Origin of the sequence: Stenotrophomonas maltophilia, from assembly GCF_900186865.1 — a bacterium.
Taxonomy (GTDB): domain Bacteria; phylum Pseudomonadota; class Gammaproteobacteria; order Xanthomonadales; family Xanthomonadaceae; genus Stenotrophomonas; species Stenotrophomonas maltophilia.
Genome location: NZ_LT906480.1, coordinates 4430484 through 4452848 on the forward strand (window position 1 = coordinate 4430484; position 22365 = coordinate 4452848).

Sequence of the window (22365 nt, forward strand, 5' to 3'; positions counted from 1 at the left end):
CTGTCTTGTCAGGGGCAGCCGAGGGCCACCTCGGCGTCTCGCTTACGGGCGTTGAGGATCACCAGCATTTTGCGCATGACCGCCACGAGCGCCACCTTGCTCGCTTTGCCCTTGGCCTTCAGGCCAGCGTAAAACGCGCGCAGCCTTGGCTCGTACCGGATGGCCGTCAGGGCCGCCATGTAAAGGGCTTCGCGTACCACCGCGCGCCCACCACTGATCCGCCGTTGGCCCTGCCAGGTGCCACTTTCGCGGTTCATCGGGGCCAACCCCACCAGCGATGCTATGGCTTTGCTTCCCAAGCTGCCCAGTTCGGGCAACTCGCAGGCCAGTGTGCTGATCAGGATGGGGCCGACGCCTTTGAGCGCGCCGATATTCTTCCAGCCAGGCTGCCCCTCAAGCTGCTCGGCAATAGCTTTATCCAACTGCTTCAGGTCGTCAGATAGCTGAGCTATATGGCGTTGCTTCATCGCAATCAGATCCGGATCGACCAATCGCCGCAAGCGCTGCATCTCACTGACCCGCATCTGCACCAGTTGCCTGCGGCATTGCGCAAATTCAGCCAGACGCTGCTGCCAAGGAGCAGGGGGTACGTAGCGGGTCAGCGGCAACAAATGGGCCATTTGTGCCAGCACTGTCGCATCGAGCCGATCGGTCTTGGCGGCACGGCCCGTGCCTTGGGCAAATCGCCGTGCACGCGCCGGATTGATTCGTACCATCGGCAGGCCAGCGGCGTGCAATACATCCAGAGCAGCACGCTCGTAACCCCCGCTTGCCTCAAGAACGACCTGCTTGATCGGCCACGTCTTCAGCCACCGAATCAAGCGCACAAAGCCGCGCTTGTCGTTGCTGAATTGGCGAAACTGCTCTCCATGGACGGCCACATCCAGCGTGGCTTTGCTCACATCGATCCCGATCCCAAACATGGCAGAACTCCGCTAGGCTGACAGGGGCGAGAGCTCTCCCCGCTTGCCCAGTCTTATCAGTTCGAGCGCCAACTCAACCAACTGTTCGGGCGGTTCAGGGAGAATCCGGCGTGGGGACCCAAGCTACTTCTCGGTCGCAAGACCTGGATCCACACGGTCGCCCACGCCGGGCTCTCGGCAACCAAGGTGCCAGATTGGCAAGAGATAAGATCCACGCCATGCGTGGATGACCTCCCTTCAACGCGCCTGCTCGAAGAACATCAGGTAGACCAGCCGCCCATTCTCCGGCCGGTCGCCGAAGGCCGGGCCGGCGGTATGCCAGAACCACGGGCGCAGCAGCACCAGGCGGTTGAAGCGCATCGGGATGCGCATGGTCATTTCCCACTGGCTGTCGTCGACGCTGTCGCGCTCGATGATGTCCCGATGCATGTCGCCGCCGTTGGCGTAGCCCAGCGCAGCCAGCTCGTGGGCGTTCAGCGCCATGCGCTCGGTGTTGGTGCGGCGATGGCGGAAGAACTCGGTACCCCCTTCGCAGTGCTCCGGGGCGCTGAGGTAGAGGATGCCGGACCAGTGCGAATGGTCGGTGTGCACCTTGGCGCGACCCACATCGCTGGCCAGGGTCAGCCGGAACTTGCCGTGCGACTGCAACGGATTGACCGGCCGCAGCGGCTCGTTGACCAACCGCGACGCGGCCTCGGACAGGCCGTCCAGCTCCAGCCGTTCGAGCGAATTACGCCCGGGGAATGCCCCCTCCTGCGCCGGGTAGGTCAGGCCCAGCCCGGCCTGGCGCAGGCCGTGTGCATCGGCTGGAGAGAGGAAGTCGTCGACGACGATGAACGAGGTAGGCATGGTCTGCGAGCGTAGCGACGCGGCGCCATGGCGGCAACCGGGCAACAAAAAAACCCCGCCTCGCGGCGGGGTTTTTCCTTGCATCGGGGAGACGCGCCGACCAGGGCCGGCAACGTCCGACGCGGGCGTGGACCTTAGAAGTCCATGCCGCCCATGCCACCCATGCCGCCCATGCCACCGGCGCCGCCCATGGCCGGCTCGTCCTTCTTCGGAGCTTCGGCAACCATGGCTTCGGTGGTGATCATCAGGCCAGCGATCGAGGCCGCGTTCTGCAGCGCCGAACGGGTCACCTTGGTCGGGTCCAGGATGCCGAACTGCAGCATGTCGCCGAACTCGCCGGTAGCGGCGTTGTAGCCGAAGCTGCCGGTGCCTTCCTTGACCTTGTTGATGATGACCGACGGCTCGTCACCGGCGTTGGCAACGATCTCGCGCAGCGGGGCTTCCATCGCACGCAGGGCGATCTGGATGCCGTGGTTCTGGTCTTCGTTGGCGCCCTTCAGGCCGGCCAGCGCGGTGATCGCGCGGACCAGGGCAACGCCGCCGCCCGGAACCACGCCTTCTTCAACGGCCGCACGGGTGGCGTGCAGGGCGTCGTCGACGCGATCCTTCTTTTCCTTCATTTCGATTTCGGTCGAGGCGCCGACCTTGATCACGGCAACACCGCCGGCCAGCTTGGCCACGCGTTCCTGCAGCTTCTCGCGGTCGTAATCCGAGGAGGTGTCCTGGATCTGGGTCTTGATCTGCGCCACGCGTGCATCAACGTTGGCCTTGTCGCCGACGCCGTCGATGATGGTGGTGTTCTCCTTGGAGACCTGCACCTTCTTGGCGCGGCCCAGGTCCTTGATGGTGGCCTTCTCCAGCGACAGGCCGACTTCTTCGGAGATCACGGTGCCGCCGGTCAGCACGGCCATGTCTTCCAGCATCGCCTTGCGACGGTCGCCGAAGCCCGGAGCCTTGACGGCCACGACCTTGACGATGCCACGGATGGTGTTGACGACCAGGGTGGCCAGCGCTTCGCCTTCAACTTCCTCGGCCACGATCAGCAGCGGCTTGCCGGCCTTGGCGACGCCTTCCAGCACCGGCAGCAGGTCACGGACGTTGGAGATCTTCTTGTCGTGCAGCAGGATGAACGGGTCATCCAGGTCAGCGGTCTGCGACTGCTGGTTGTTGATGAAGTACGGCGACAGGTAGCCGCGGTCGAACTGCATGCCCTTGACCACGTCCAGCTCGTTGTCCAGGCCCGAGCCTTCTTCAACGGTGATGACGCCTTCCTTGCCGACTTCCTTCATCGCGTCAGCGATGATCTGGCCGATCGACTCGTCCGAGTTGGCCGAGATGGTACCGACCTGGGCGATCGCCTTGTCGTCGGCGGTCGGCTTGGAGATGTTCTTCAGCTCGGCGACGGCGGCCGAAACGGCCTTGTCGATACCGCGCTTGAGGTCCATCGGGTTCATGCCGGCGGCAACGGCCTTGGCGCCTTCGCGGATCAGGGCCTGGGCCAGCACGGTGGCGGTGGTGGTGCCGTCGCCGGCATCGTCGTTGGTGCGCGAAGCAACTTCCTTCACCATCTGCGCGCCCATGTTCTCGAACTTGTCAGCCAGTTCGATTTCCTTGGCGACGGAGACGCCGTCCTTGGTGATGGTCGGGGCGCCGAAGCTCTTTTCCAGCACGACGTTGCGGCCCTTCGGGCCCAGGGTGGCCTTGACGGCATTGGCGAGAACGTTGACGCCGCGCACCATGCGCGAACGGGCGTCTTCACCGAAACGAATATCCTTGGCAGCCATTGCATTTACCTCATTGGTAGCGCCGGACGATGCCCGGCGGCTGGGAGTTTGGGATCAGGTTGAAACAGGTCGCGCCGAGGCTCAGCCGATGACGGCGAGCACGTCGTCTTCGCGCAGGACCTTGTATTCGACGCCTTCGCTCTTGTACGAGCTGCCGGCGTACTGGCCATAGATGACCTTGTCGCCGACCTTCAGCGACGGCGCGCGCACGTTGCCGTTGTCCAGCGGCTTGCCCGGGCCGACGGCCACGACCTCACCCTTGGTGGACTTTTCCTTGGCCGAGTCGGGGATGACGATGCCACCGGCGGAGATTTCGTCGGCTTCGATCGGCTTGACCACAACGCGGTCGTGCAGCGGCTTGATGCTCATAGGAGACCTCTTAAGTGATTGATTGATCTAAAAAAGTCCGGCGATGTTAGCACTCACCCCAGGCGAGTGCCAGAACCGCACGTGAAGAAACCCGACAACGTCGGGAGCAGGGCAGAGATGGAGCCCCGCCGCCCCCTTTCAAGGGCGGAATGAAAAAATTTTTTCCACCCGCGCGCCTCGGCCAAGGCGTTGGTCCTGGACAATTTCGGTGACAAGCGTCGCACTGTCAGATATCTGACGTTCATTTACGACAAAGTGTCACTGGATCGGCCTTAGGCTCGGTCACGCATTCCCAATCACAAGGAGTAGTCGATGCGATTGCTGTCCCCGCTTGCCGCCGCCTGCCTGCTGGCACTGGCCGCGGCGCCGGCCCAGGCCGAGGTCTTCATCAATGAACTGCACTACGACGACAGCACCGCCGCCGGTGACGTCGGCGAAGCCATCGAAGTGGTCGCTACCGCAGGTGAAGACCTGTCCGGCTACCGCCTCTACCTCTACAACGGCAGCAATCCTTCGGCCGCCACGGTCTACGCCAACAACCCGGTCCCGGCCGGCACCGCCGCCGGTTGCGGCAGCGCCAGCATCGCCGTGGTCAACTACCCGACCAACGGCATCCAGAACGGCCCGAACGACGGCATCGCCCTGGTCGACGCCAGCGGCAAGGTGGTCCAGTTCCTCAGCTACGAGGGCGCCATCACCGCCTCCGGTGGCCCTGCCGCCGGCATGACCAGCCAGAACATTCCGGTGGCCGAGACCAACAGCACGGCTCCCGGCACCTCGCTGCAGCTGACCGGCAGCGGCAGCCAGTACGCCCACTTCACCTGGGCCGAGTCGGCCAGGCAGACCTTCGGCAGCTGCAACAACGGCCAGACCTTCAGCGGCGGCGGCACCCCGGGCCCGAACACGCCGCCGTCGGTGTCCACCACCACCCCGGCGCAGGGCAGCAGCACCTTCCCGGCCGCCGCCGATCTGGAAGTGGTGTTCAGCGAGACGGTGAACCTGGCCAGCGGCGCGTTCGCGCTGAGCTGCGGTACCTCCGGCAGCGTGCCGCTGACCTTCCCGGCCAGCGGGCGCAGCGTGAAGCTGTCCACCAACACCGCGCTGGTGGCCGGTGAAGCCTGCCGCTTCGACATCCGCGCCGCGCGCATCACCGACCTGCAGGGCGCACACCCGGCGGCCGACAGCCGCATCGCCTTCACCGTGGCCAGCACCGGCGGCAATCCGGACCCGGGCAACCCTGGCGTGCCGGCCGGCTACTACTCCAAGGTCAACACCAGCAGCCCGAGCCAGCTGCGCTGCTCGCTGCACGCGACAATCAAGGGCCACACCGCCTACCCGTACAGCGGCTCGGGCACCAGTACCTGGACCATCCTGGAGATCGCAGACGAGGACCCGAACAACCCGAACCGCATCCTCGACGCGTATCGCAACCGCAGCTACGCCAAGGTGACCGATCGCGCCGGCAGCGGCAGTGGCCTGAAGTACAACCGCGAGCACACCTGGCCGAACTCGCTGGGTTTTGCCACCACCACGGGTGACAAGGGCCTGCCGTACGCGCCGTATACCGACACCCACATGCTGTACCTGACCGATGCACAGTGGAACGCCGACCGTGGCAACAAGCCGTTCGGCAAGTGCGACGCCAGCTGCGGCGAGCGCGCCACCGAGGCCAACAACGGCCAGGGTGGCGGCAGTGGTGGCTATCCGGGCAACTCCAACTGGGTGCGCACGCCGGACGGCAACACCGGCACGTTCGAGGTGTGGGGCAAGCGCAAGGGCGACATGGCGCGTGCGGTGATGTACATGGCGATCCGCTACGAGGGCGGCAAGGATGCAGCCACTGGCCAGTCCGAGCCGGACCTGGAGCTGACCGACGACCGCAGCAGGATCGTCAAGACCAGCAGCTCGCCGGCCTACATGGGCCTGCTGTCGACGCTGATCGACTGGCACCTGTCCGACCCGCCGGATGATGCCGAGCGTGCGCGCAATGACGTGATCTACAGCTTCCAGGGCAACCGCAACCCGTTCATCGACCACCCCGAGTGGGCGACCCCTGGCCTGTTCACCTCGGCCAAGCCGGCCACCTGCCAGCTGGCCAACTGACCGCGCAACGCAGCGGTCCACGGCCGCCGCCGGGTCCTGACCCGGCGGCGGCCCTATACTCGACGGTCATGTCGACCGTCGATCCCGTCCTGCTGCTGTTGACCACCTGCCCGGACCTGGCCAGTGCCGAGCGCATCGCGCACGCGCTGGTTGGCGAGCGCCTGGCCGCGTGCGTGACCCGCCTCGATGGCGCGCAGTCGACCTACCGCTGGCAGGGCGAGGTGACCACCGACGCCGAGCTGCAGCTGCTGGTGAAGACCACCGCGAGTCGCGTCAATGACGCAATCGCCCGGATCGTCGAACTGCACCCGTATGAACTCCCGGAGTGCATCGCGGTCGAAACCCGGGCCGGCCTGCCGGCGTATCTGGACTGGATCCGGGCACAGACCCGGGAGGACACTGATTGAAGACTCTGTTTGCGCGTGGCGCCGCCCTGTGCGCCCTGATGTGGCTCTCGCTGCCCGCCTTCGCCCTGGATGAGAAGGACCTGCTGCCGGTGGACCAGGCGTTCGCGCTGACCGCCAGTGCCCCCGAACGGGGCCAGGTGCAGCTGCAGTTCAAGATCGCGCCCCGCTATTACCTGTATCGCCACCGCACCAGCGTCAAGGCCGACCCGGCCTTCAACGCCGGCGCGCTGCAGATGCCCAAGGGCGACAAGCACCACGACGATTTCTTCGGCGAGGTCGAAACCTATCGCGAGCGCCTGCAGGCCACCCTGCCCGGCACGCCGACCGAGGCCGCCGGCACCATCAGCCTGGAAGTGCGTTACCAGGGCTGCGCAGATGCCGGTGTCTGTTACCCGCCGCAGAAGCGCGTGGTGCAGGTCACCCTGCCCGGCAGCGGTGCACAGGCCGCGGCCCCTGCCGCGCGCGCCGGTGCGGCCAGTCCGTTCAACAACCCGCTGGCCGGTGCCGGCAACAGCGGCGGCCTGCGCCTGCCAGGTGCGGCCAGCAACAGCCAGACGCTGCCGCTGCCGTCGGAGCAGGCGTTCGGCTTCGATGCCATCGCCAGCGACGGCAACACCCTGCTGCTGCGCTTCAGTCCGGCACCGGGCTACTACCTGTATCGCGACCGCACCTCGCTGAAGCTGGAAGGCAGCACCGGCGTGCAGGCCGGCACGCCGCGCTGGCCAGCCGCGCAGTCGCATCGCGACGAGCACTTCGGCGATGTCTCGGTGTACTTCAACCAGGTGGAAGTGCCGCTGCCGTTGCGGCGCACGGTTGCCGACGCGGTTGACGGCACCCTCGTGGTGACCTTCCAGGGCTGCCAGACCGATGGCATCTGCTACCCGCCAATGACCCGCCGGGTGAAGCTGTCGATACCGGCCGGCAAGGTCAGCGCCAGCGCCGACCAGGCACCGCCGCGCAACGAGGTAATCAGCCCGTTGGCTGCGGCGCCACGCGAAGGCGCCAACGGCGCCCCCCTGCGCCTGCTGCCGACGGTGCCCAATACGGATGCCGCCCCCCCGGCCGTCGCAGGCACCGTGGACGGCAATGAATTCGCCGCCGATGCGCGCGGTGACAACGCGCTGCGTACGCGCCCGCCGGCGACCACACCGAACCCGGACCGTTCGTTCGTCTGGGTGCTGCTGCTGGCGCTGGCCGGCGGCCTGGTGTTGAACCTGATGCCCTGCGTGCTGCCGATCCTGTCGCTGAAGGTCCTGAGCCTGGCGCAAAGTGGCGAAAGCCCGCAGCGCGCACGCAGCCACGCGCTCTGGTACACCTTGGGCGTGCTGGTCGCATTCGCGGTGATCGGTGCGTTGATGGTGGGCCTGCGCGCAATCGGCAACGCCGTCGGCATCGGCTTCCAGCTGCAGCACCCGGGCGTGGTGGCGGCGCTGGGCTACATCATGTTCGCGGTAGGCCTGAGCCTGTCCGGCGTGTTCACCCTGGGCGGCGGCATCGGCAACCTGGGCCAGTCGCTGGCCAGCCGCAGCGGCCCGGCCGGTGACTTCTTCACCGGTGCGCTGGCCTGCGTGGTCGGCAGTGCCTGCGTCGGCCCGTTCATGGGTGGCGCGATCGCCTACGCGTTCATTGCCCCGCCGCTGAAGGCGATGACCGTGTTCCTGTTCCTCGGCCTGGGCCTGGCGCTGCCGTTCCTGCTGATCGGCTTCGTGCCGGCGCTGGCGCGCCGCCTGCCCAAGCCCGGCCCGTGGATGGAAACGCTCAAGCACGTGCTGGCCTTCCCGATGTACGCCACCGCGCTGTGGCTGCTGTGGGTGCTGGGCAAGCAGCGCGGCGTGGACGGCATGGCGCTGGTGCTGGGTGGCCTGTTGCTGTTCGCCTTCGGCCTGTGGCTGTTCGAGCGCAACCGCTGGACCGGTTCGCGTGCAGTAACCCTGCTCGGCGTGCTGCTGGCGATCAGCGCATTGGTACCGGCCTGGGGCGTGACCCAGCTGGCAGCGCCGGCTCGCGCCGCACAGGCCGCCAGCGACAACGTGGTGGAGTATTCGCCGCAGTTGCTGGACCGCCTGCGCGCCGACAACCGCGTGGTGTTCGTCAACATGACCGCCGACTGGTGCGTGAGCTGCAAGGCCAACGAGCGTGCCGTGCTGTCGCGGCCGGAGTTCAAGGACCTGCTCAAGCGCACCAACGCGGTGTACATGCGCGGTGACTACACCAACGTCGATCCGCAGATCACCACGTTCCTGGAAGAGCACAAAGCCGTCGGCGTGCCGCTGTACGTGGTGTACGGCCCCGGCGCACCGCCGACCGTGCTGCCGACCCTGCTGACCCAGGCGGTGGTGGAGGAAGCGCTGCTGCGCACCGCACGATGAAGTGGCAACGGCCAGCGCTGCTGTGGACAGCGGTGCTGGCCGCCGGCCTTGGCCTGTGGGCCGGGCATCGATTGGCTCCTGCGCCGGTTGCGCCTGAGGCCATGCCAGCGGCGCCTGCTGTGGCGGCTGCGGCACCTGCCCTGCAGGTCGGCGACAGCCTGCCCGCGCTGTCGCTGCCCGATCTTGAAGGCCGGCCGCTGGACCTGCGCCAGCACGCTGGCGGTCGCCCGCTGTTGATCAATGTCTGGGCCAGCTGGTGCGCGCCCTGCGTGGAAGAAATGCCGGAACTGGCGCGTTTCGCACATATCCAGGGCGAGCGCGGTGTGCAGGTGCTGGGACTGGCGCTGGATACGCCGGAGGACGTGCGCGGTTTCCTGCAGCGGGTACCGGTGGATTATCCGATCGTGATCGAGACCCCGGGGCCGCGCGATGCCAGCGTGCAGCTGGGCAATACCCAGGGCCTGCTGCCCTACAGCGTGCTGTTCGATGCGCAGGGGCGGCTGGTGAAGGCCAAGCTGGGACCGTTCGCCCACGGCGAGATCGACAGCTGGGTGAAGTGAGGGTGTTTTTTGCAGGGCTTGCAGCCCTGCACCCTGCTCAATGCAACGGCAACAGCCAAAGCCAAAGCGGGCATTCCGTGGGATGGCGGGGCGGTGTCGGAGTGCGGGGACGCTGCAAGTACGTCCCTGTAAGCTTGGCAGCCGCATCCATGCGGCTGACACCCCGCACTCCGACACCGCCCCGCCTCTGACAGATCTTCGCGGCTGTTGGTAGGTGTCGACCTTGGTCGACACATCTGTCAGATATCGATATTCAGAACGGAATCAGACCCCGTGCCGACCAACGGTCGGCACCTACCAAAGCAGAACGCCGTTCCGACAGATCGCAGGAAACTGTCGAAGGCGGGGTGGGTCCGGTTGAGGGGGCGTGAGCCGCATGGATGCGGCGACCGAGCTTACATGGGTGAGGGCGCTTTGCTTGCGAAGCACTGCTTCGCAAGCGCCCGAACGCACAGCCGCCAGCGGCTGGGCCGGGCCCCGGAGGGGGACTTGCAGCGTCCCCCTCAACCGGCCCCACCCCGCCAACCCACGGAAAGCCAGCTTTTGACGTTGACGTTGCTCCGGCTTGTAGCGGGTGCAGGGCTGCAAAGCCCTGCAACAAAACCCTCCTTGACCGTAGCCCGTCCGCCACGGAGAATTCCGCGACTAATTCTCATTTGCTGTTGCGCAGGATGCGGGCGGCAGCCTTCCAGGCCCTCCTCCTTCCATGTTCAAGAACGTCCTGTTCCAACTGCACTGGCTGCTGGGCATCACCGCCGGTGCCGTATTGGCCGTGATGGGCCTCAGCGGCGCCGTGCTGTCCTTCGAGGACGAGCTGCTGCGCGCGGCCAACCCCGGCTTCGCCGAAATCGCCGAGCACCATGCCGACGGCCAGCTTCCGCTTGAACTCAGCGAGCTGGTGCCGCTGCTGCAGGCCGGCAGTGATCGCCCCCTGCAACGCCTGCGCGTGGACGCCACCGGGCAGCGGCCCTCGGTGGCACGCTTCGCCGGTGGCAAGGAACACTGGGTCTACTTCGATCCGTACAGCGGCGAGCGATTCAGCGCCCTGCGTGGGCAGGCGTTCTTCGATTTCGTCGAGGACCTGCATCGCCACCTCGCCGCCGGCGAGCGCGGCAAATGGATCACCGGCAGCTGCGCCATCGCGCTGCTGTTCTTCACCCTGTCCGGCCTTTACCTGCGCTGGCCGCGACGCTGGTGGCACTGGCGCAGCTGGCTGGCGGTGGAATGGAAACGCAGCGGCCGTGGCTTCCTGTGGAGCCTGCACTCGGTGGTCGGTACCTGGGTTCTGCTGATCTACCTGATGAGTGCGCTGACCGGGCTGTGGTGGTCCTTCGACTGGTATCGCAGTGCCGCCAACACCCTGCTGGGCGTCGCACCGGCCGCCAAGCACAAGGTCGCCACCGGTGCCGCCCTGAACCTGGAGCGCATCGAAGCCACGCTGTATGCACTGCCCGGCGTGCGCACCGGCTACATCGACCTGCGCCTGCCGGAGAAGCCCGGGCAGGCACTGAATGTGCGCGTGATGGCCGGTGATCCGTCGCAGCGCGGCGGCCAGCATGACCGCGCGCATGATCTGCTGCAGCTGGACCCGGGCACTGGTGCCACGCTCGATGCCCGACCCTACGCGCGCCAGGGCGCCGGCGCGCAGCTGGCCACCAGCGTGTTCGCGCTGCACTCGGGCAGCTACTTCGGCGTGCCCGGGCGTGTCGTGGTGATGCTCAGCAGTTTGGGCATGAGCCTGTTCTTCATCACCGGCTGGATGCTCTACCTGGACCGGCGCCGCAGCCAGCGCGCCGCGCGTGGCCTGCGCCAGTCGCTGCCAGCAACGCCTGCCGATGGCGGTGGCACGCCGTGGCTGGTGGTGCATGCCAGCCAGAGCGGGCTGGGCGAACAACTCGCATGGCGCGCAGCCGCGCAGCTGCAGGCGTCCGGTCATGCGGTGCAGGTGCTGCCATTGGCCCGGGTCGATGCCACGCAGCTCGCGCGCACTGCGCAGGCATTGTTCGTGCTGAGCACCTTCGGCGATGGCGAGCCGCCGGATGCGGCACGGGGCGCTGCGCGGCGGCTGCTGGCACAAGCGCCCGATCTGTCGGGCCTGCAGTTCGGCCTGCTCGCCCTGGGTGACCGCCAGTACCCGCATTACTGCGGCTTTGGCCGCCAATTCGATGGCTGGCTGCTGGGCAACGGCGCACGTGCGCTGTTCGAGCGCATCGATGTCGATGCCGCCGCGATACCGGCGCTGCGCCAGTGGCAGCAACATCTCGGCGCACTGACCGGCATCGCCACCGATGACAGCGTGTTGCCGGCCGCGACGCAGATGCACGAGTGGCGCCTGCTCGGCCGTGACCGCCTCAATCCAGGCAGCGTGGGCGGCGCCATCTGGCGCATCCGTCTTGCGCCACCGGCCGACGCGCAATGGCAAGCGGGCGACATCCTGCACGTCGCGCCCCGCCACAACGCGCGGCACGCCGCTGCGGTGCTGAAGGCACATGGGCTGGATCCCCAGCAGCCGTTGCTGATTGACGGCCAGCCGCGCACGCTGTTGGCGCTGGCCAGCGAGCGCGAGCTGCCCGATGCCGATGCTGCGCTGGCGGTGCAGGATGCGTGCCTCTGGCTGGCAGGGCTGCCACTGCTGCCGGGGCGCGAGTACTCCATCGCATCCTGTACGGATGACGGTGCGGTCGAACTGGTGGTGCGGCTGGTCCATGACGAAACCGGACGCACCGGCCTGGGATCGGGCTGGCTGTCGCTGCATGCGCCGGTTGGTGCCAGCATCGTGGCCCGCGTGCACCGCAACCCCGGTTTCCATCGCGTTGGCGGTGCGCCGATGGTGCTGATCGGCAATGGCACCGGCATCGCGGGCCTGCGCAGCCTGCTGCGCGAAGCCGCGCATGCAGGTGAGCACGGGCACTGGCTGCTGTTCGGCGAACGCGAGCGCGCGCACGACTTCCTGTTCGCCGATGAGATCGAAGCGTGGCAGGCCGACGGCCATCTCGCGCGGGTGGACCTGGCGTTCTCGCGCGATGGTGAGGGCGGCTATGTGCAGGATCGCCTGCGTGCAGCAGCCGATGCCCTGCGCGACTGGATGCAGCGTGGTGCGGTCATCCACGTCTGCGGTTCGCTGCTGGGCATGGCCGAAGGCGTGGACCAGGTGCTGCGCGAAGCACTGGGTGATGAAGAAGTGGAAACGCTGCTGGAGACCGGGCGCTACCGTCGCGACGTGTATTGAGCCACAAGGGTAGTACCGGCCGCGGGCCGGCATGATCAGGGGCGTGCCGGCCAGCGGCCGGCATACCGGAGCACGATCAGGCCGCAGCGCGCGCCTGTGGCATCGACTGCAACTGGAACGCGCCCACCGCTTCGGTCAGCGCGTGTACCTGCGCCTGCATCTGCGCGGTGGAGGCACCAGCCTCTTCCACCAGGCTGGCGTTGCGCTGGGTGCTGGCTTCCATCTGCACGATGGTCTGCTTCACCTGCGCGATGCCGGCATGCTGGTCCTGCGATGCACTGCGGATACCGGCCAGCAGCTCGGCCAGCTGCTGCACGCTGCCAACGATCTCGCCCATCGTGATGCCCGCCTGCTCGGCCTGCTGGTTGCCCTGGCCAACACGCGCCACCGAATCCTCGATCAGTCCTTTGATCTGCTTGGCCGCTTCGGCACTGCGCTGGGCCAGCAGGCGCACTTCCGCAGCCACCACGGCGAAGCTGCGGCCCTGCTCACCTGCGCGCGCGGCTTCCACCGCGGCATTCAGCGCGAGGATGTTGGTCTGGAAAGCGATGCCATCGATCAGCTGGGTGATGTCGCCGATCCGCCGCGAGGCCTCGCTGATGCCATGCATGGTCGCGACCACCTGGCCGACGGCCTCGCCACCGCGCTGGGCCACCGCGGCCGCCCCCTGCACCAGGGCATCGGCGCGGCCCGCGGCATCGGCATTGCGGCCAACGGTGTCGGTCAACTCGTGCATCGACGCTGCCGTCTCTTCCAGGTTGGCCGCCTGCTGTTCGGTACGCTGCGACAGATCATGGTGCCCGGCAACGATCTCACCAACGCCGGTGTCGAGGCTGGACGTCGCCTGCTGGATGCGGGTGACGATGCGGCCCAGTTGCGCGACCGTGGCGTTGGCATCGTCGCGCATGCGTGCGAACACGCCCTGCAGCTCACCTTCCATGCGCACGCTGAGGTCACCACGGGCCAGCGCCGCCAGAAGCGCCTGCAGATCGCCGAGGTTGGTCTCGAAGGTCGCCAGCAGGCGGTTGATGCTTGTCGACAACGTGCGCACGAAGCCCTGTTTTCCCTCCAGCGCGATGCGGCCGTGCAGGTCGCCATGTGCGGCGGCGTCGACCAGTGCTGCCACTTCGGTTTCCAGCAGCGTTTCCAGCGCGCGGCTGCGCCACTCCACTGCCACGCCGAGGAAATGCCCTTCGTCGGTGATGGCATTGGCGATCAACTGGTAGCGGACGCCGGCATGACCGATCTCGCGCTCCTCGCGCTGGCGCACGCCAGCCAGGCTGGCCAGTGCCGGATGCAGGCGTACCGCATCGCTCCCCACCAGATCTTCAAGCCGGAGTGCAAGCTGCTCCAGCAGCGCCGGATTGGCGTACGCCACCAAGCCTTCGGCATCGATCACCATCAAGCCGGCCTGTGCGCTGTCCAATGCCTGGCGCACGCGGGTGTTGCCGCGGGCCACCGCACGCTCGGTCTCGATGCGCGCGCGCAGGCGCTGCTGCATGTCGACCAGGCGCTGGGCCAGCTGGCCGATTTCATCGTTGGCGTTGTAGACGCGCAGGGTGGTGTCGAGGCGGTCGTCGGCGATGTCGCTGGCGAAACGCAGGGTGTCCTGGATCGGCTGGCGCACCGCACGCAGCACCAGCACCAGGCTGGTGATCAGCACGCCGGCCACCAGCAGCAGGGTCAGTGCGAACAGCACGCTCATGGTGCGCGCGCAGGCCTGCTGGCGTGCCTGCGCCCCGGCCAGCGCCGCCACCTGTGCCTGCTGGAATGCGGCCAACGCCGGCGCTACGCCCGTGGCGGTATCCAGCAGCGACTGCGCTTCCACATCCAGGCCGACGCGGGCAGCGGTATACCCCAGCAGTGCGGCCTGATACGCCTCCATCCCGGTGCGCAGGGTGTCCTGCACATCCGCAGGCAGGCCCGCCAGCGCGAGGTCGAACGGCAGCTTCTCCTCGCTGGCGCGGTCGGCGTGGGTGGAATCACCGTCGAGCAGCAGCAGTGCCTCCTGCCTTCGCATCTTCTGCAGGGACAGCGCCAGCGCGGGCCGCTGCTGCACATCCACCTGCGCCTGCAGGGTGTCAGCGGCCTGCTGCAGCTGCGCGGCGAGGCCGGCATCACCACGGCCCATCTCGTCGACCCGTTCGAACAGGGCGGCCACACCTTGCGAGAACGCGTCGGCAGCCTCGGTCAGCGCCTGCAGGGCCTTGCGCCGGCCAGCATCCATCGGCGTCGCGCGCAGCGCCTGCAGATCGGTCTGCAACGCCTTCTGCGTGGCCAACAGCTGCGCGCGGTCGGCATCATCGAAACTGCGTGCATACTGGGTCTGCAGGCGACGCGCTTCGGCCACCCGCGTGGACAGGCTGGCAGCCAGATCGCTGCCGCGCTGGTAACTGGCCTGGCTGCGCGCAGCCAGTGCGTTGGCATGGCCAGTCCAGGCGTAGACAGCAGCGATCGCCACCAGGCCCAGGCCGCAGATCCACAGTGTGGCCTTGAGCTTGTTGGCCACGCTGAGCCGATGTGGCTGCAGCCAGCGCAGCAGCCCGGGGGACGCCGAGTGCAACGCAGCAAGGCGCGTGCGCAGGGACCGGAGGTGGGGGACAACGGCCGACATGACAGACTCCAGGCGGAAGGACGCACCTGTATCGGCCGGATTCAGGACAACTTTAGCGCTTTCTTCGTCTGCGTCCCCCCATCGCTGGTGGACGCGGCCTTTGTACCGGGTGCAGGCGACGGAGGCATGACACGGCCGCCGCGCTTGACCTCAACCCCGGTTGGGGGAGCACAGTGGACCTCCCTCCCCCGCCCGGTGCCTCCATGACGACGCTCGATGTCCCCCGCTACCTGCAGCGCCTGCAGCTGGATGCGCCGCCACCGCGGACGCTGGCCGGCCTGACCCTGCTGCAGCAGCGCCACAACGCACTGCTGCCCTTCGAGACCCTCAGCTGCCTGCTGCGCGATGCGGTGCCGATCGACCTGGACAGCGTGCAACGCAAGCTGCTTGACGACCGCCGTGGCGGGTACTGCTTCGAACTCAATGGCGGATTGCTGGCGCTGCTGCAGGCATTGGGCTTCGACGCGCAGCCATTGAGCGCGCGCGTACTGCTGGCCGCCCAGGACGGCGAACTGACCGCGCGTACCCACCTGCTGCTACGCGTGCAGGTGGATGGCGATGACTGGCTGGTGGATGCCGGGTTCGGCAGCCTGACCCCGACCGTGCCGCTGCGCCTGCATGATCCGCAGCCGCAGGCCACGCCGCACGAACGCTATCTGCTGCAGCGCCTGCCCGGCGAGGGTGATTTCGTGCTGTCGGCCGAGTCCAACGATGGCTGGCGGGCGATGTATCGGTTCGACCTGCAGGCGCCGGCACCGATCGACAACGTGGTGGGCAACTGGTACGTGTGCACCCATCCCGATTCCAGTTTCCCCGGCCAGCTGCGCGCATCGCTGACCGGGCCGGACTGGCGCCGTACCATCGGCAGCGGCAACTACACCGAGTACCGCCCCGGGCAGGCGCCGGACAAGCGCCCGCTGCATGATGTGGGTGATGTGCGTGAGGTGCTGCAGCAGCGCTTCGGCATGCAGCTACCGGACGACCCGCGACTGGACCCGGCCATCAATGACTGGCTGCAGCGCTCGCGCGCCGCGCTCTTGTAGAGCCGAGCCAATGCTCGGATGAGCTGGAGCGGCTGGGCCAACAGCAGCCGAGCGTGGGCTCGGCTCTACAGAGCTGCGCGCGCCTGCACCGCGATCCGGTTGCCTTCACTGTCGCGGATCTCGGCCACGCGCCAGTCACCCGCATCGGCGGGTCCGAAGCACAGCTCAGCTCCCGCTTGCAGTGCACGCTCCAGGCTCGCATCCAGGTCATCGACGCCGATGTAGATGCGTGCACCCTGCTCGGAGGGCCGGTAGTCCGCGCCGTGCACCAGCGCAATGCTGGCACCGGCGGCCTCATCGGAGAACGGCAGGTAGGCCATCCGGCAGTCGTGCAGCACGATAGGTTCGTCCACCGCGACCTGCAGCCACCGCTGGTAGAACGTGATGGCACGGTCCAGGTCACTGGCCGGGATTTCCACATGCAGGATCGGGTTCACTGGCACTCCTTGCTCGGTCCACTCAGATGATGCGCAGGGTAATCGCCTTGAGCACCGCACGGGTGCGATCGCGGGTGCCCAGCTTGTCGAGTATGGCGGACACGTAGTTCTTCACCGTGCCTTCGGCCAGGAACAGGCTGCGTGCGATCTCCTTGTTGCTGTATCCCCCGGCCAACAGGCGCAGGATCGCCACTTCGCGTTCCCCGAAGGTATCGGTGGGCGGTGCTTCGTCGTGGAAGCGGTAACGGGCGCGCACCGGCTCGGTGCTGACCGGCAGCAGCAGAGTCTCACCAGCGGCGACGCGCTCGATCGCTTCGCGCAGGTCTGCGGGTGCGGCATCCTTGAGCAGGAAGCCCTGTGCGCCGGCCTCGCTGGCACGCAGCAGCAGATCACTTTCATCAAAGGTCGTCAGCAGCAGCCACGGCGTGGCATCGCCGCGCGCGCGCAGCTGGCGCACTGCTTCGATGCCGTCCATCCCGGGCATGCGGATGTCACTGAGCACAACATCCACGCGCTGGGTGGACAGCGCGTCCAGCAACGCCTGGCCCTCCTCGGCCTCCAGCGCCACGTCCACGCCCAACCCCTGCAACAACGCACGCAGCCCGGCGCGGACCAGCGCCTGGTCGTCGGCCAGGGCAACACGGATCGCGCTGCCGTTCATGCCGGCACCCAGGCGGTCAGGTGCATGCCGCCCTGTGCGGTGCGGGCCAGTTCCAACTGGCCACGCACTGCGGCCAGGCGCTCACGCATGCCGGCGATGCCGTTGCCCTCGCGGATACGTTCGGCGCGCTGGCCGTCGTCACGGATGTCGATACGCAACCGGGAATCCTCCTCGTTGATCGTCAGCCATACGGTGTCTGCGTTGCCATGCCGGGCGGCATTGGTCAGCGCTTCCTGTACCAGGCGCAGCACGGTCTCGGCCATCAGCGGGTCAACCACGCGCACGCACTCGCCGATCTGCAGCTGCAGCTTCGGGCGCGGGAACGGCGCGGCCAGCGCGTGCAATGCGGTGGCCAGATCGAGGCCGCGATCATCGCGCATCGATTGCACCACTTGGCGGATGTCGGCCAGCAACTCGCCGGACAGCTGCTCGGCCAGCACCAATCCTTCGCGCTTGGCCAGCACAGGGTCGGCCGCAAGGGCACGCAGGTTCAAGCGCATCGCGGTGAGCTTGTGCCCGGCCACATCGTGCAGTTCGCGGGCCAGGCGCAGGCGCTCGGCGTCGCGTGCACTGTCGGCCAGCAGCGCGCGGGTAGCCAGCAGGTCGGCATTGACGCGGGCCAGGTCATCGCGGGCCAGCGCCGTGCTGCGGGCATAGTGTGCGGTCAGTGCGGCAAAGGCCTGGAAGCCGCCATAGAGCAGCACCACCAGCAGCGGCTGGCTGAAGCCGCTGTAGCGCAGCACGAGATACATGGCGAGGTTGGCCAGCAGTGCAACAGCCAGCACGAAGCGCGGTGGCCAATGCTCGGCCAGCTGCGCCACCAGCACCACCAGCAGTACCGGTGCGGTGCCGGTACGCGGCTGCAGCGCAACCAGCACGACCGCCAGCAACGCCTGCAACACCGCCGCGACAGCGCGCACGCGGGATGGCACCGACGCCCAGCCGTGCACCACGAACAGCAGCAGGAACACGGCAAGCAGCAGCAGGCTCAGCCCGGCACCGTTGCGCTGCACCGCGAATGACAGGCCCACCACCAGCACGGTGGCCAGGCCGGCGAGGCTGAGGGGACGCAACAGATGGCGGAACAGGCTGGGCATGGCCAGATGCTGACCGCCGCACACGCCGGCGGCAATGGGTCCGGCGCAGAAAGTGACTTCTGGCACGTCGAATCGATGACCACTGGCCCTGAACCCGGTGCAGCGCCGCATGCAGACTGGCGCCACACCGCCACACACACTTCCGGAGCCACTGCCATGATCCGCACCGCCCTGCTCAGCACCGCCCTGACTGCCCTGGCCCTGGCCGGCAGTGCCCACGCCGCCGACCTGGCCGTGACCGTGCACGACGTCCGTGTGCAGACCGGCACCCTGCGCGTTGCGCTGGTCGACAGCGCCGCCGCCTGGGACGGCAAGGCCAGGCCCGTGCAGGCCCAGCAGGCGGCGCCCAGCGGCGACAGCGCCCACTTCACGTTCAAGGGCGTTCCGGCCGGCAGCTATGCCGTGCTGCTCACCCACGACGAGAACGACAACGGCAAGCTCGACACCAACCTGGTCGGCATGCCGGTGGAGGGCTACGGCTTCAGCAACAACCCGCAGGTGATGCGCAAGCCGACCTTCGACGAGGCGCGCGTCGACGTACCGGCCGCCGGCACCGCCATCGACATCACCCTGCGCTGATTCCTGCATCCAGACCCGAGGCCACCATGGACCGTCGCCGCTTCCTTCGTACCCTGCTCAGCAGCAGTGCCTGTCTGGCCCTGGGCACCACCGCACTGCGCAGCGCTCCCGCCTTCGCCGGCGACCCGGCGCGGTTCGCGCAGGGCATGCAGGAACACCCGTGGCTGCTCGGCTGGCGCAGCGTCGGCAGCGAAAGCCTCGGTCCGGCCACCGTGCAGTTGCAGGGAAAGCTGCCGTCGGGCCTGGCTGGCACGCTGTACCGCAACGGTCCGGCGTGGACCGAGCGCGATGGCTTCCGCTACGACCACTGGTTCGACGGCGACGGCATGGTGCATGGCTGGCGCTTCAATGGTGATGGCAGCCTGACCCATCACGGGCGCATGGTTGCCACGCCGAAATTCACCCGTGAACAGAAGGCCGGCCGCTTCCAGTATCCGGCCGCCGGCACCAGCATTCCCGGTGCGCTGGCGGTACGCAACAACGATGATGCCAACGTGGCCAACACCTCGGTGACGATGATCAATGGCCGCCTGTTCGCCCTGTGCGAATCCGGTTCGGCGTTCGAAGTGGACCCGGATTCGCTGCAGACGCTTGGCCCTGTCACCTGGCGTCCGGACCTGGCGGCGCTGCCGTTCTCGGCGCACCCGCTGACCGACCACGACGGGAGCCTCTGGAACTTCGGCTCGATCAGCCTGATGGGGGGCCATGGCCTGCTGGTCTGGCACATCGGTGTGGACGGCCAGCTGCGCAGCGCCAATGTGATCGAAACACCCGAGCATGGCTACCTGCATGCCTTCGCGATGACCGACCAGCACCTGGTGTTCGTGATGATGCCGTTCGATTTCACCGGCGCAGGTGGCAGCTTCTTCGAGCGCATGCAGTTCGCACCGCAGCGTCCGGTGCGCATCGCGGTGGTCGCCAAGGATGCGCCGGACAAGGCGCAATGGTTCGAGGCCCCGTTCGCGGCGATCTACCACTTCGGCGACGCGTTCACCCGCGATGGCGGCATCGTGCTGCGCGCAGTGCGCCACGACGACATCAATGAGGCGCGCTCGCCGATGAAGGAAGCGATGGCCGGTGATGGCGCACACGCGGCCAACAGTGGCGCCAGCCTGGTCGAGCTGCATCTGGACCTGCGTCGTGGACAGGCCCGCTGGCAGACGTTGGGCATCAGCGCGGTGGAGTTCCCGTTGTTCGACCCGCGCTCGGCGAACACACGTGGCGCACGGCTGTATGCGCCGACCATCGACGGCACGGCCACTGCGCCGTACTTCAATGCAGTGGCCGCGTTCGAGATCGAGCACGGGCGCCGCCAGCTCTGGAACTATGGACCGGACATCATGGCCGAAGAGCATGTGTTCGTACCGCGCCCGGGCAGCCGCAACGCCGATGACGGCTGGCTGATCGGCACCCTGCTCGATCCGGTGAACCAGCGCAGCGGTCTGGCCGTGCTGGATGCGCGCCATGTGGATGACGGTCCGCTGGCCCAGGCGTGGCTGCCGTATGCGGTGCCACTGGGCTTCCACGGCACCTTCGCCGCGCGCGGCTGAGTCCACGCCACGCGGACACCGTTGTTGGCATGCTGGGTCTCCCCTGCCCCGTGGAGTCCTGCATGTCCCTGGCCGACCACCGACGTACGCTGGCACCGCACGGTTTCCTGCGCGTGGCGATCAACCTGGGCAACCCGGTGCTGGCACAGGGCGATGCGCGCTCACCGCGCGGCCCCTCGCTGGAACTGGCTACCGCGTTGGCGCAACGGATGGGGGTGCAGGCACGCTTCACCTGCCACGGTGCCGCAGCCTCGGTGGTCGCCGCAGCGGGCGAAGACGGCTGGGATCTGGCCTTCCTGGCGATCGATCCGGCGCGTGCCGACCGCATCGCCTTCAGTGCCCCGTACGTGGAGATCGAAGGCACCTATCTGGTGCGCGAGAACAGCTCTGCGCAACACGTGACTGACCTCGACCGCGACGGACTGCGCATCGCGGTGGGGCGTGGCGCGGCCTATGACCTGTTCCTGAGCCGGGAACTGCGCCATGCCACGATCGAGCGGGCGGACACCTCGGCAGCGGCCATCGCCCTGTTCGACCAGCACCGCCTGGATGCCGCCGCCGGTGTACGCCAGCCGCTGGCGGCCTGGGCGAAGGCACATCCCGGCCATCGGGTGCTGGCCGATCGCTTCACCGCGATCCAGCAGGCAGTGGCGGCACCGGCCTCACGCCCGGCCAATGCGCTGCGGGCGCTGTTTGAGGAAGTGGAAGCGATCAAGGCGGGCCCGTTGCTGGAGGAAGCGTTCGCGCGTGCCGGGCAGGCGGTCACCCTGGTGCAGTGACTGTAGAGTCGAGATCGAGCACCGCGCGGCGTTACAGATGCGCGTCCGCCATGTGCTGCACATGCTCGGCGGCCTGCGCATGCAGCCAGTCGCGAAACGCGAGGAAGCCGCGATGGCTGGCCGAGCGCTGCGGGTACACCAGCCAATGCGGCCACGCCGTCTTCAGGCGCTGGCTGGACAGCGCGACCAGCTGGCCGGATTCCAGCAGCAGGCGTGCCCGGGTCACCCGGCCAAGGGCCACGCCTACGCCATCCAGTGCGGCGCGATGGTGCGCCTCCGAATCATCCAGCACCGCCACGAAGCGCGATGGCGGGCTCTGCCCGCTCAACGCGAACCAGGCGCCCCACGCGCCGTCTGGATCACCGAGCAGCGGCCACTGGGTCAGCGGTACACGGTCGATGCCCCCCATGCGCTCGATCAGCGCGGGGCTCGCCATCGGCACCAGCCACTCGTCGAACAGCGGTTCCACCACCAGGCCCGGCCATTGCCCGCTGCCCAGCCGCAGCGCGGCGTCGAACTGGCGCTGCCGCTCGAAATCAATCAGGCGCTCACTCGACTGCAGGTTGATCTCGATCTGCGGATGCTCAGCCACGAAGTGACCCAGGCGCGGCACCAGCCAGGCCGATGCCATCGATGGCACCGCACTGATCGTCAGCACGTGCTCGGCACGCGCGGCATAGGGCTGGAAGGCTTCGTTTATCGCATCCAGATGCGGCCCCACCTGCTCGAGCAGGCGCTGCCCCTCAAGGGTAAGGGTGATACCACGCGGCTGGCGGATTAGCAGCGGCTGCCCGAGCCGTTCTTCCAGCTGCCTCATCTGGTGGCTGAGCGCGCTGACGGTCAGGTTCATCGACGCCGCCGCGCGCGACAGGTTGCCAAGCCGGGCGGCAGCCACGAAGCCCTGGAGGGCATGGAGCGGAGGGCGGGACATAAGGCTTGAAATTCTCTCAAGTCATGCTTGCGGAAATGTCGCTTTTTGCCCGTCCATGCTGCCCGTATCGTGCAATCCACT

The 22365-nt window shown here is 67.6% G+C and carries 18 protein-coding genes; 9 read left to right on the forward strand and 9 right to left on the reverse strand.

Translation table 11 applies throughout. The annotated features are described in order from the left end of the window. Nucleotides 1-8: 8 nt before the first annotated feature. The 4 genes from CKW06_RS20865 to CKW06_RS20880 form a co-directional block, all read right to left on the reverse strand. Nucleotides 9-923: an IS110-like element ISStma6 family transposase gene (locus tag CKW06_RS20865; protein WP_005407612.1), complete on the reverse strand. Its 915-nt coding sequence runs from the start codon at nucleotides 921-923 to the stop codon at nucleotides 9-11. A 237-nt stretch (nucleotides 924-1160) separates the two neighbouring features. Further along, complete coding sequence (locus tag CKW06_RS20870) at nucleotides 1161-1772, reverse strand: DUF6445 family protein (protein ID WP_005411225.1); 612 nt, start codon at nucleotides 1770-1772, stop codon at nucleotides 1161-1163. 134 nt (nucleotides 1773-1906) lie between these two features. Further along, nucleotides 1907-3556 carry a chaperonin GroEL gene (gene groL, locus CKW06_RS20875; protein ID WP_005411226.1) on the reverse strand — a complete coding sequence of 550 codons (1650 nt, stop codon included), beginning with the start codon at nucleotides 3554-3556 and terminating at the stop codon, nucleotides 1907-1909. A gap of 81 nt (nucleotides 3557-3637) precedes the next feature. Then, nucleotides 3638-3925: a co-chaperone GroES gene (locus tag CKW06_RS20880; protein WP_005411227.1), complete on the reverse strand. Its 288-nt coding sequence runs from the start codon at nucleotides 3923-3925 to the stop codon at nucleotides 3638-3640. 312 nt (nucleotides 3926-4237) lie between these two features. Here CKW06_RS20880 and CKW06_RS20885 point away from each other — a divergent pair, with 312 nt between their 5' ends. From CKW06_RS20885 to CKW06_RS20905, 5 genes are all read left to right on the forward strand, one after another. Continuing rightward, complete coding sequence (locus CKW06_RS20885; protein WP_005414629.1) at nucleotides 4238-6028, forward strand: endonuclease; 1791 nt, start codon at nucleotides 4238-4240, stop codon at nucleotides 6026-6028. 68 nt (nucleotides 6029-6096) lie between these two features. Then, nucleotides 6097-6435 (forward strand): divalent-cation tolerance protein CutA, encoded by a 339-nt coding sequence (gene cutA, locus CKW06_RS20890; protein WP_005411229.1) that lies wholly within the window; start codon nucleotides 6097-6099, stop codon nucleotides 6433-6435. Continuing rightward, entirely contained in the window at nucleotides 6432-8804 is a 2373-nt protein-coding gene (locus CKW06_RS20895) for a protein-disulfide reductase DsbD family protein (protein WP_024958092.1), read from the forward strand. The genes cutA and CKW06_RS20895 overlap by 4 nt, the downstream gene beginning before the upstream one ends. Further along, nucleotides 8801-9364 carry a TlpA family protein disulfide reductase gene (locus tag CKW06_RS20900; RefSeq protein ID WP_024958091.1) on the forward strand — a complete coding sequence of 188 codons (564 nt, stop codon included), beginning with the start codon at nucleotides 8801-8803 and terminating at the stop codon, nucleotides 9362-9364. Before CKW06_RS20895 ends, CKW06_RS20900 begins: the two co-directional genes overlap by 4 nt. Before the next feature lie 706 nt (nucleotides 9365-10070). Beyond that, nucleotides 10071-12593, forward strand: coding sequence for a PepSY domain-containing protein (locus tag CKW06_RS20905; RefSeq protein WP_024958360.1), 2523 nt, complete (start codon nucleotides 10071-10073; stop codon nucleotides 12591-12593). Nucleotides 12594-12669: 76 nt separating this feature from the next. Here the strand turns inward: CKW06_RS20905 and CKW06_RS20910 are convergent, their stop codons facing one another. Further along, nucleotides 12670-15207, reverse strand: a complete 2538-nt coding sequence (locus CKW06_RS20910; RefSeq protein ID WP_024958361.1) for a methyl-accepting chemotaxis protein — start codon at nucleotides 15205-15207, stop codon at nucleotides 12670-12672. Nucleotides 15208-15410: 203 nt separating this feature from the next. Between CKW06_RS20910 and CKW06_RS20915 the strand changes: the two genes are divergently transcribed. Continuing rightward, entirely contained in the window at nucleotides 15411-16250 is an 840-nt protein-coding gene (locus CKW06_RS20915) for an arylamine N-acetyltransferase family protein (protein WP_024958362.1), read from the forward strand. A gap of 65 nt (nucleotides 16251-16315) precedes the next feature. On the opposite strand, the gene CKW06_RS20920 is transcribed toward CKW06_RS20915, so the two are convergent. Genes CKW06_RS20920 through CKW06_RS20930 form a run of 3 tightly spaced genes read right to left on the reverse strand, consistent with a single transcriptional unit; the run spans nucleotide 16316 to nucleotide 18445 of the window. After that, nucleotides 16316-16687, reverse strand: a complete 372-nt coding sequence (locus tag CKW06_RS20920; RefSeq protein WP_024958363.1) for a VOC family protein — start codon at nucleotides 16685-16687, stop codon at nucleotides 16316-16318. 22 nt (nucleotides 16688-16709) lie between these two features. Next, nucleotides 16710-17348 carry a response regulator transcription factor gene (locus tag CKW06_RS20925; protein WP_005411236.1) on the reverse strand — a complete coding sequence of 213 codons (639 nt, stop codon included), beginning with the start codon at nucleotides 17346-17348 and terminating at the stop codon, nucleotides 16710-16712. Beyond that, entirely contained in the window at nucleotides 17345-18445 is a 1101-nt protein-coding gene (locus CKW06_RS20930) for a sensor histidine kinase (protein WP_024958364.1), read from the reverse strand. The genes CKW06_RS20925 and CKW06_RS20930 overlap by 4 nt, the downstream gene beginning before the upstream one ends. A 156-nt stretch (nucleotides 18446-18601) precedes the next feature. Between CKW06_RS20930 and CKW06_RS20935 the strand changes: the two genes are divergently transcribed. The 3 genes from CKW06_RS20935 to CKW06_RS20945 all read left to right on the forward strand — a co-directional run bounded on the left by CKW06_RS20935 (nucleotide 18602) and on the right by CKW06_RS20945 (nucleotide 21353). Further along, nucleotides 18602-19024 (forward strand): DUF2141 domain-containing protein, encoded by a 423-nt coding sequence (locus CKW06_RS20935; RefSeq protein WP_012481398.1) that lies wholly within the window; start codon nucleotides 18602-18604, stop codon nucleotides 19022-19024. A gap of 26 nt (nucleotides 19025-19050) precedes the next feature. Then, entirely contained in the window at nucleotides 19051-20574 is a 1524-nt protein-coding gene (locus CKW06_RS20940; RefSeq protein WP_024958365.1) for a carotenoid oxygenase family protein, read from the forward strand. A gap of 62 nt (nucleotides 20575-20636) precedes the next feature. Further along, nucleotides 20637-21353: an ABC transporter substrate-binding protein gene (locus tag CKW06_RS20945; protein ID WP_024958366.1), complete on the forward strand. Its 717-nt coding sequence runs from the start codon at nucleotides 20637-20639 to the stop codon at nucleotides 21351-21353. A 31-nt stretch (nucleotides 21354-21384) separates the two neighbouring features. Here CKW06_RS20945 and CKW06_RS20950 read toward each other — a convergent pair whose 3' ends face one another. Beyond that, complete coding sequence (locus CKW06_RS20950; RefSeq protein WP_005411241.1) at nucleotides 21385-22284, reverse strand: LysR substrate-binding domain-containing protein; 900 nt, start codon at nucleotides 22282-22284, stop codon at nucleotides 21385-21387. Nucleotides 22285-22365 lie beyond the last annotated feature (81 nt).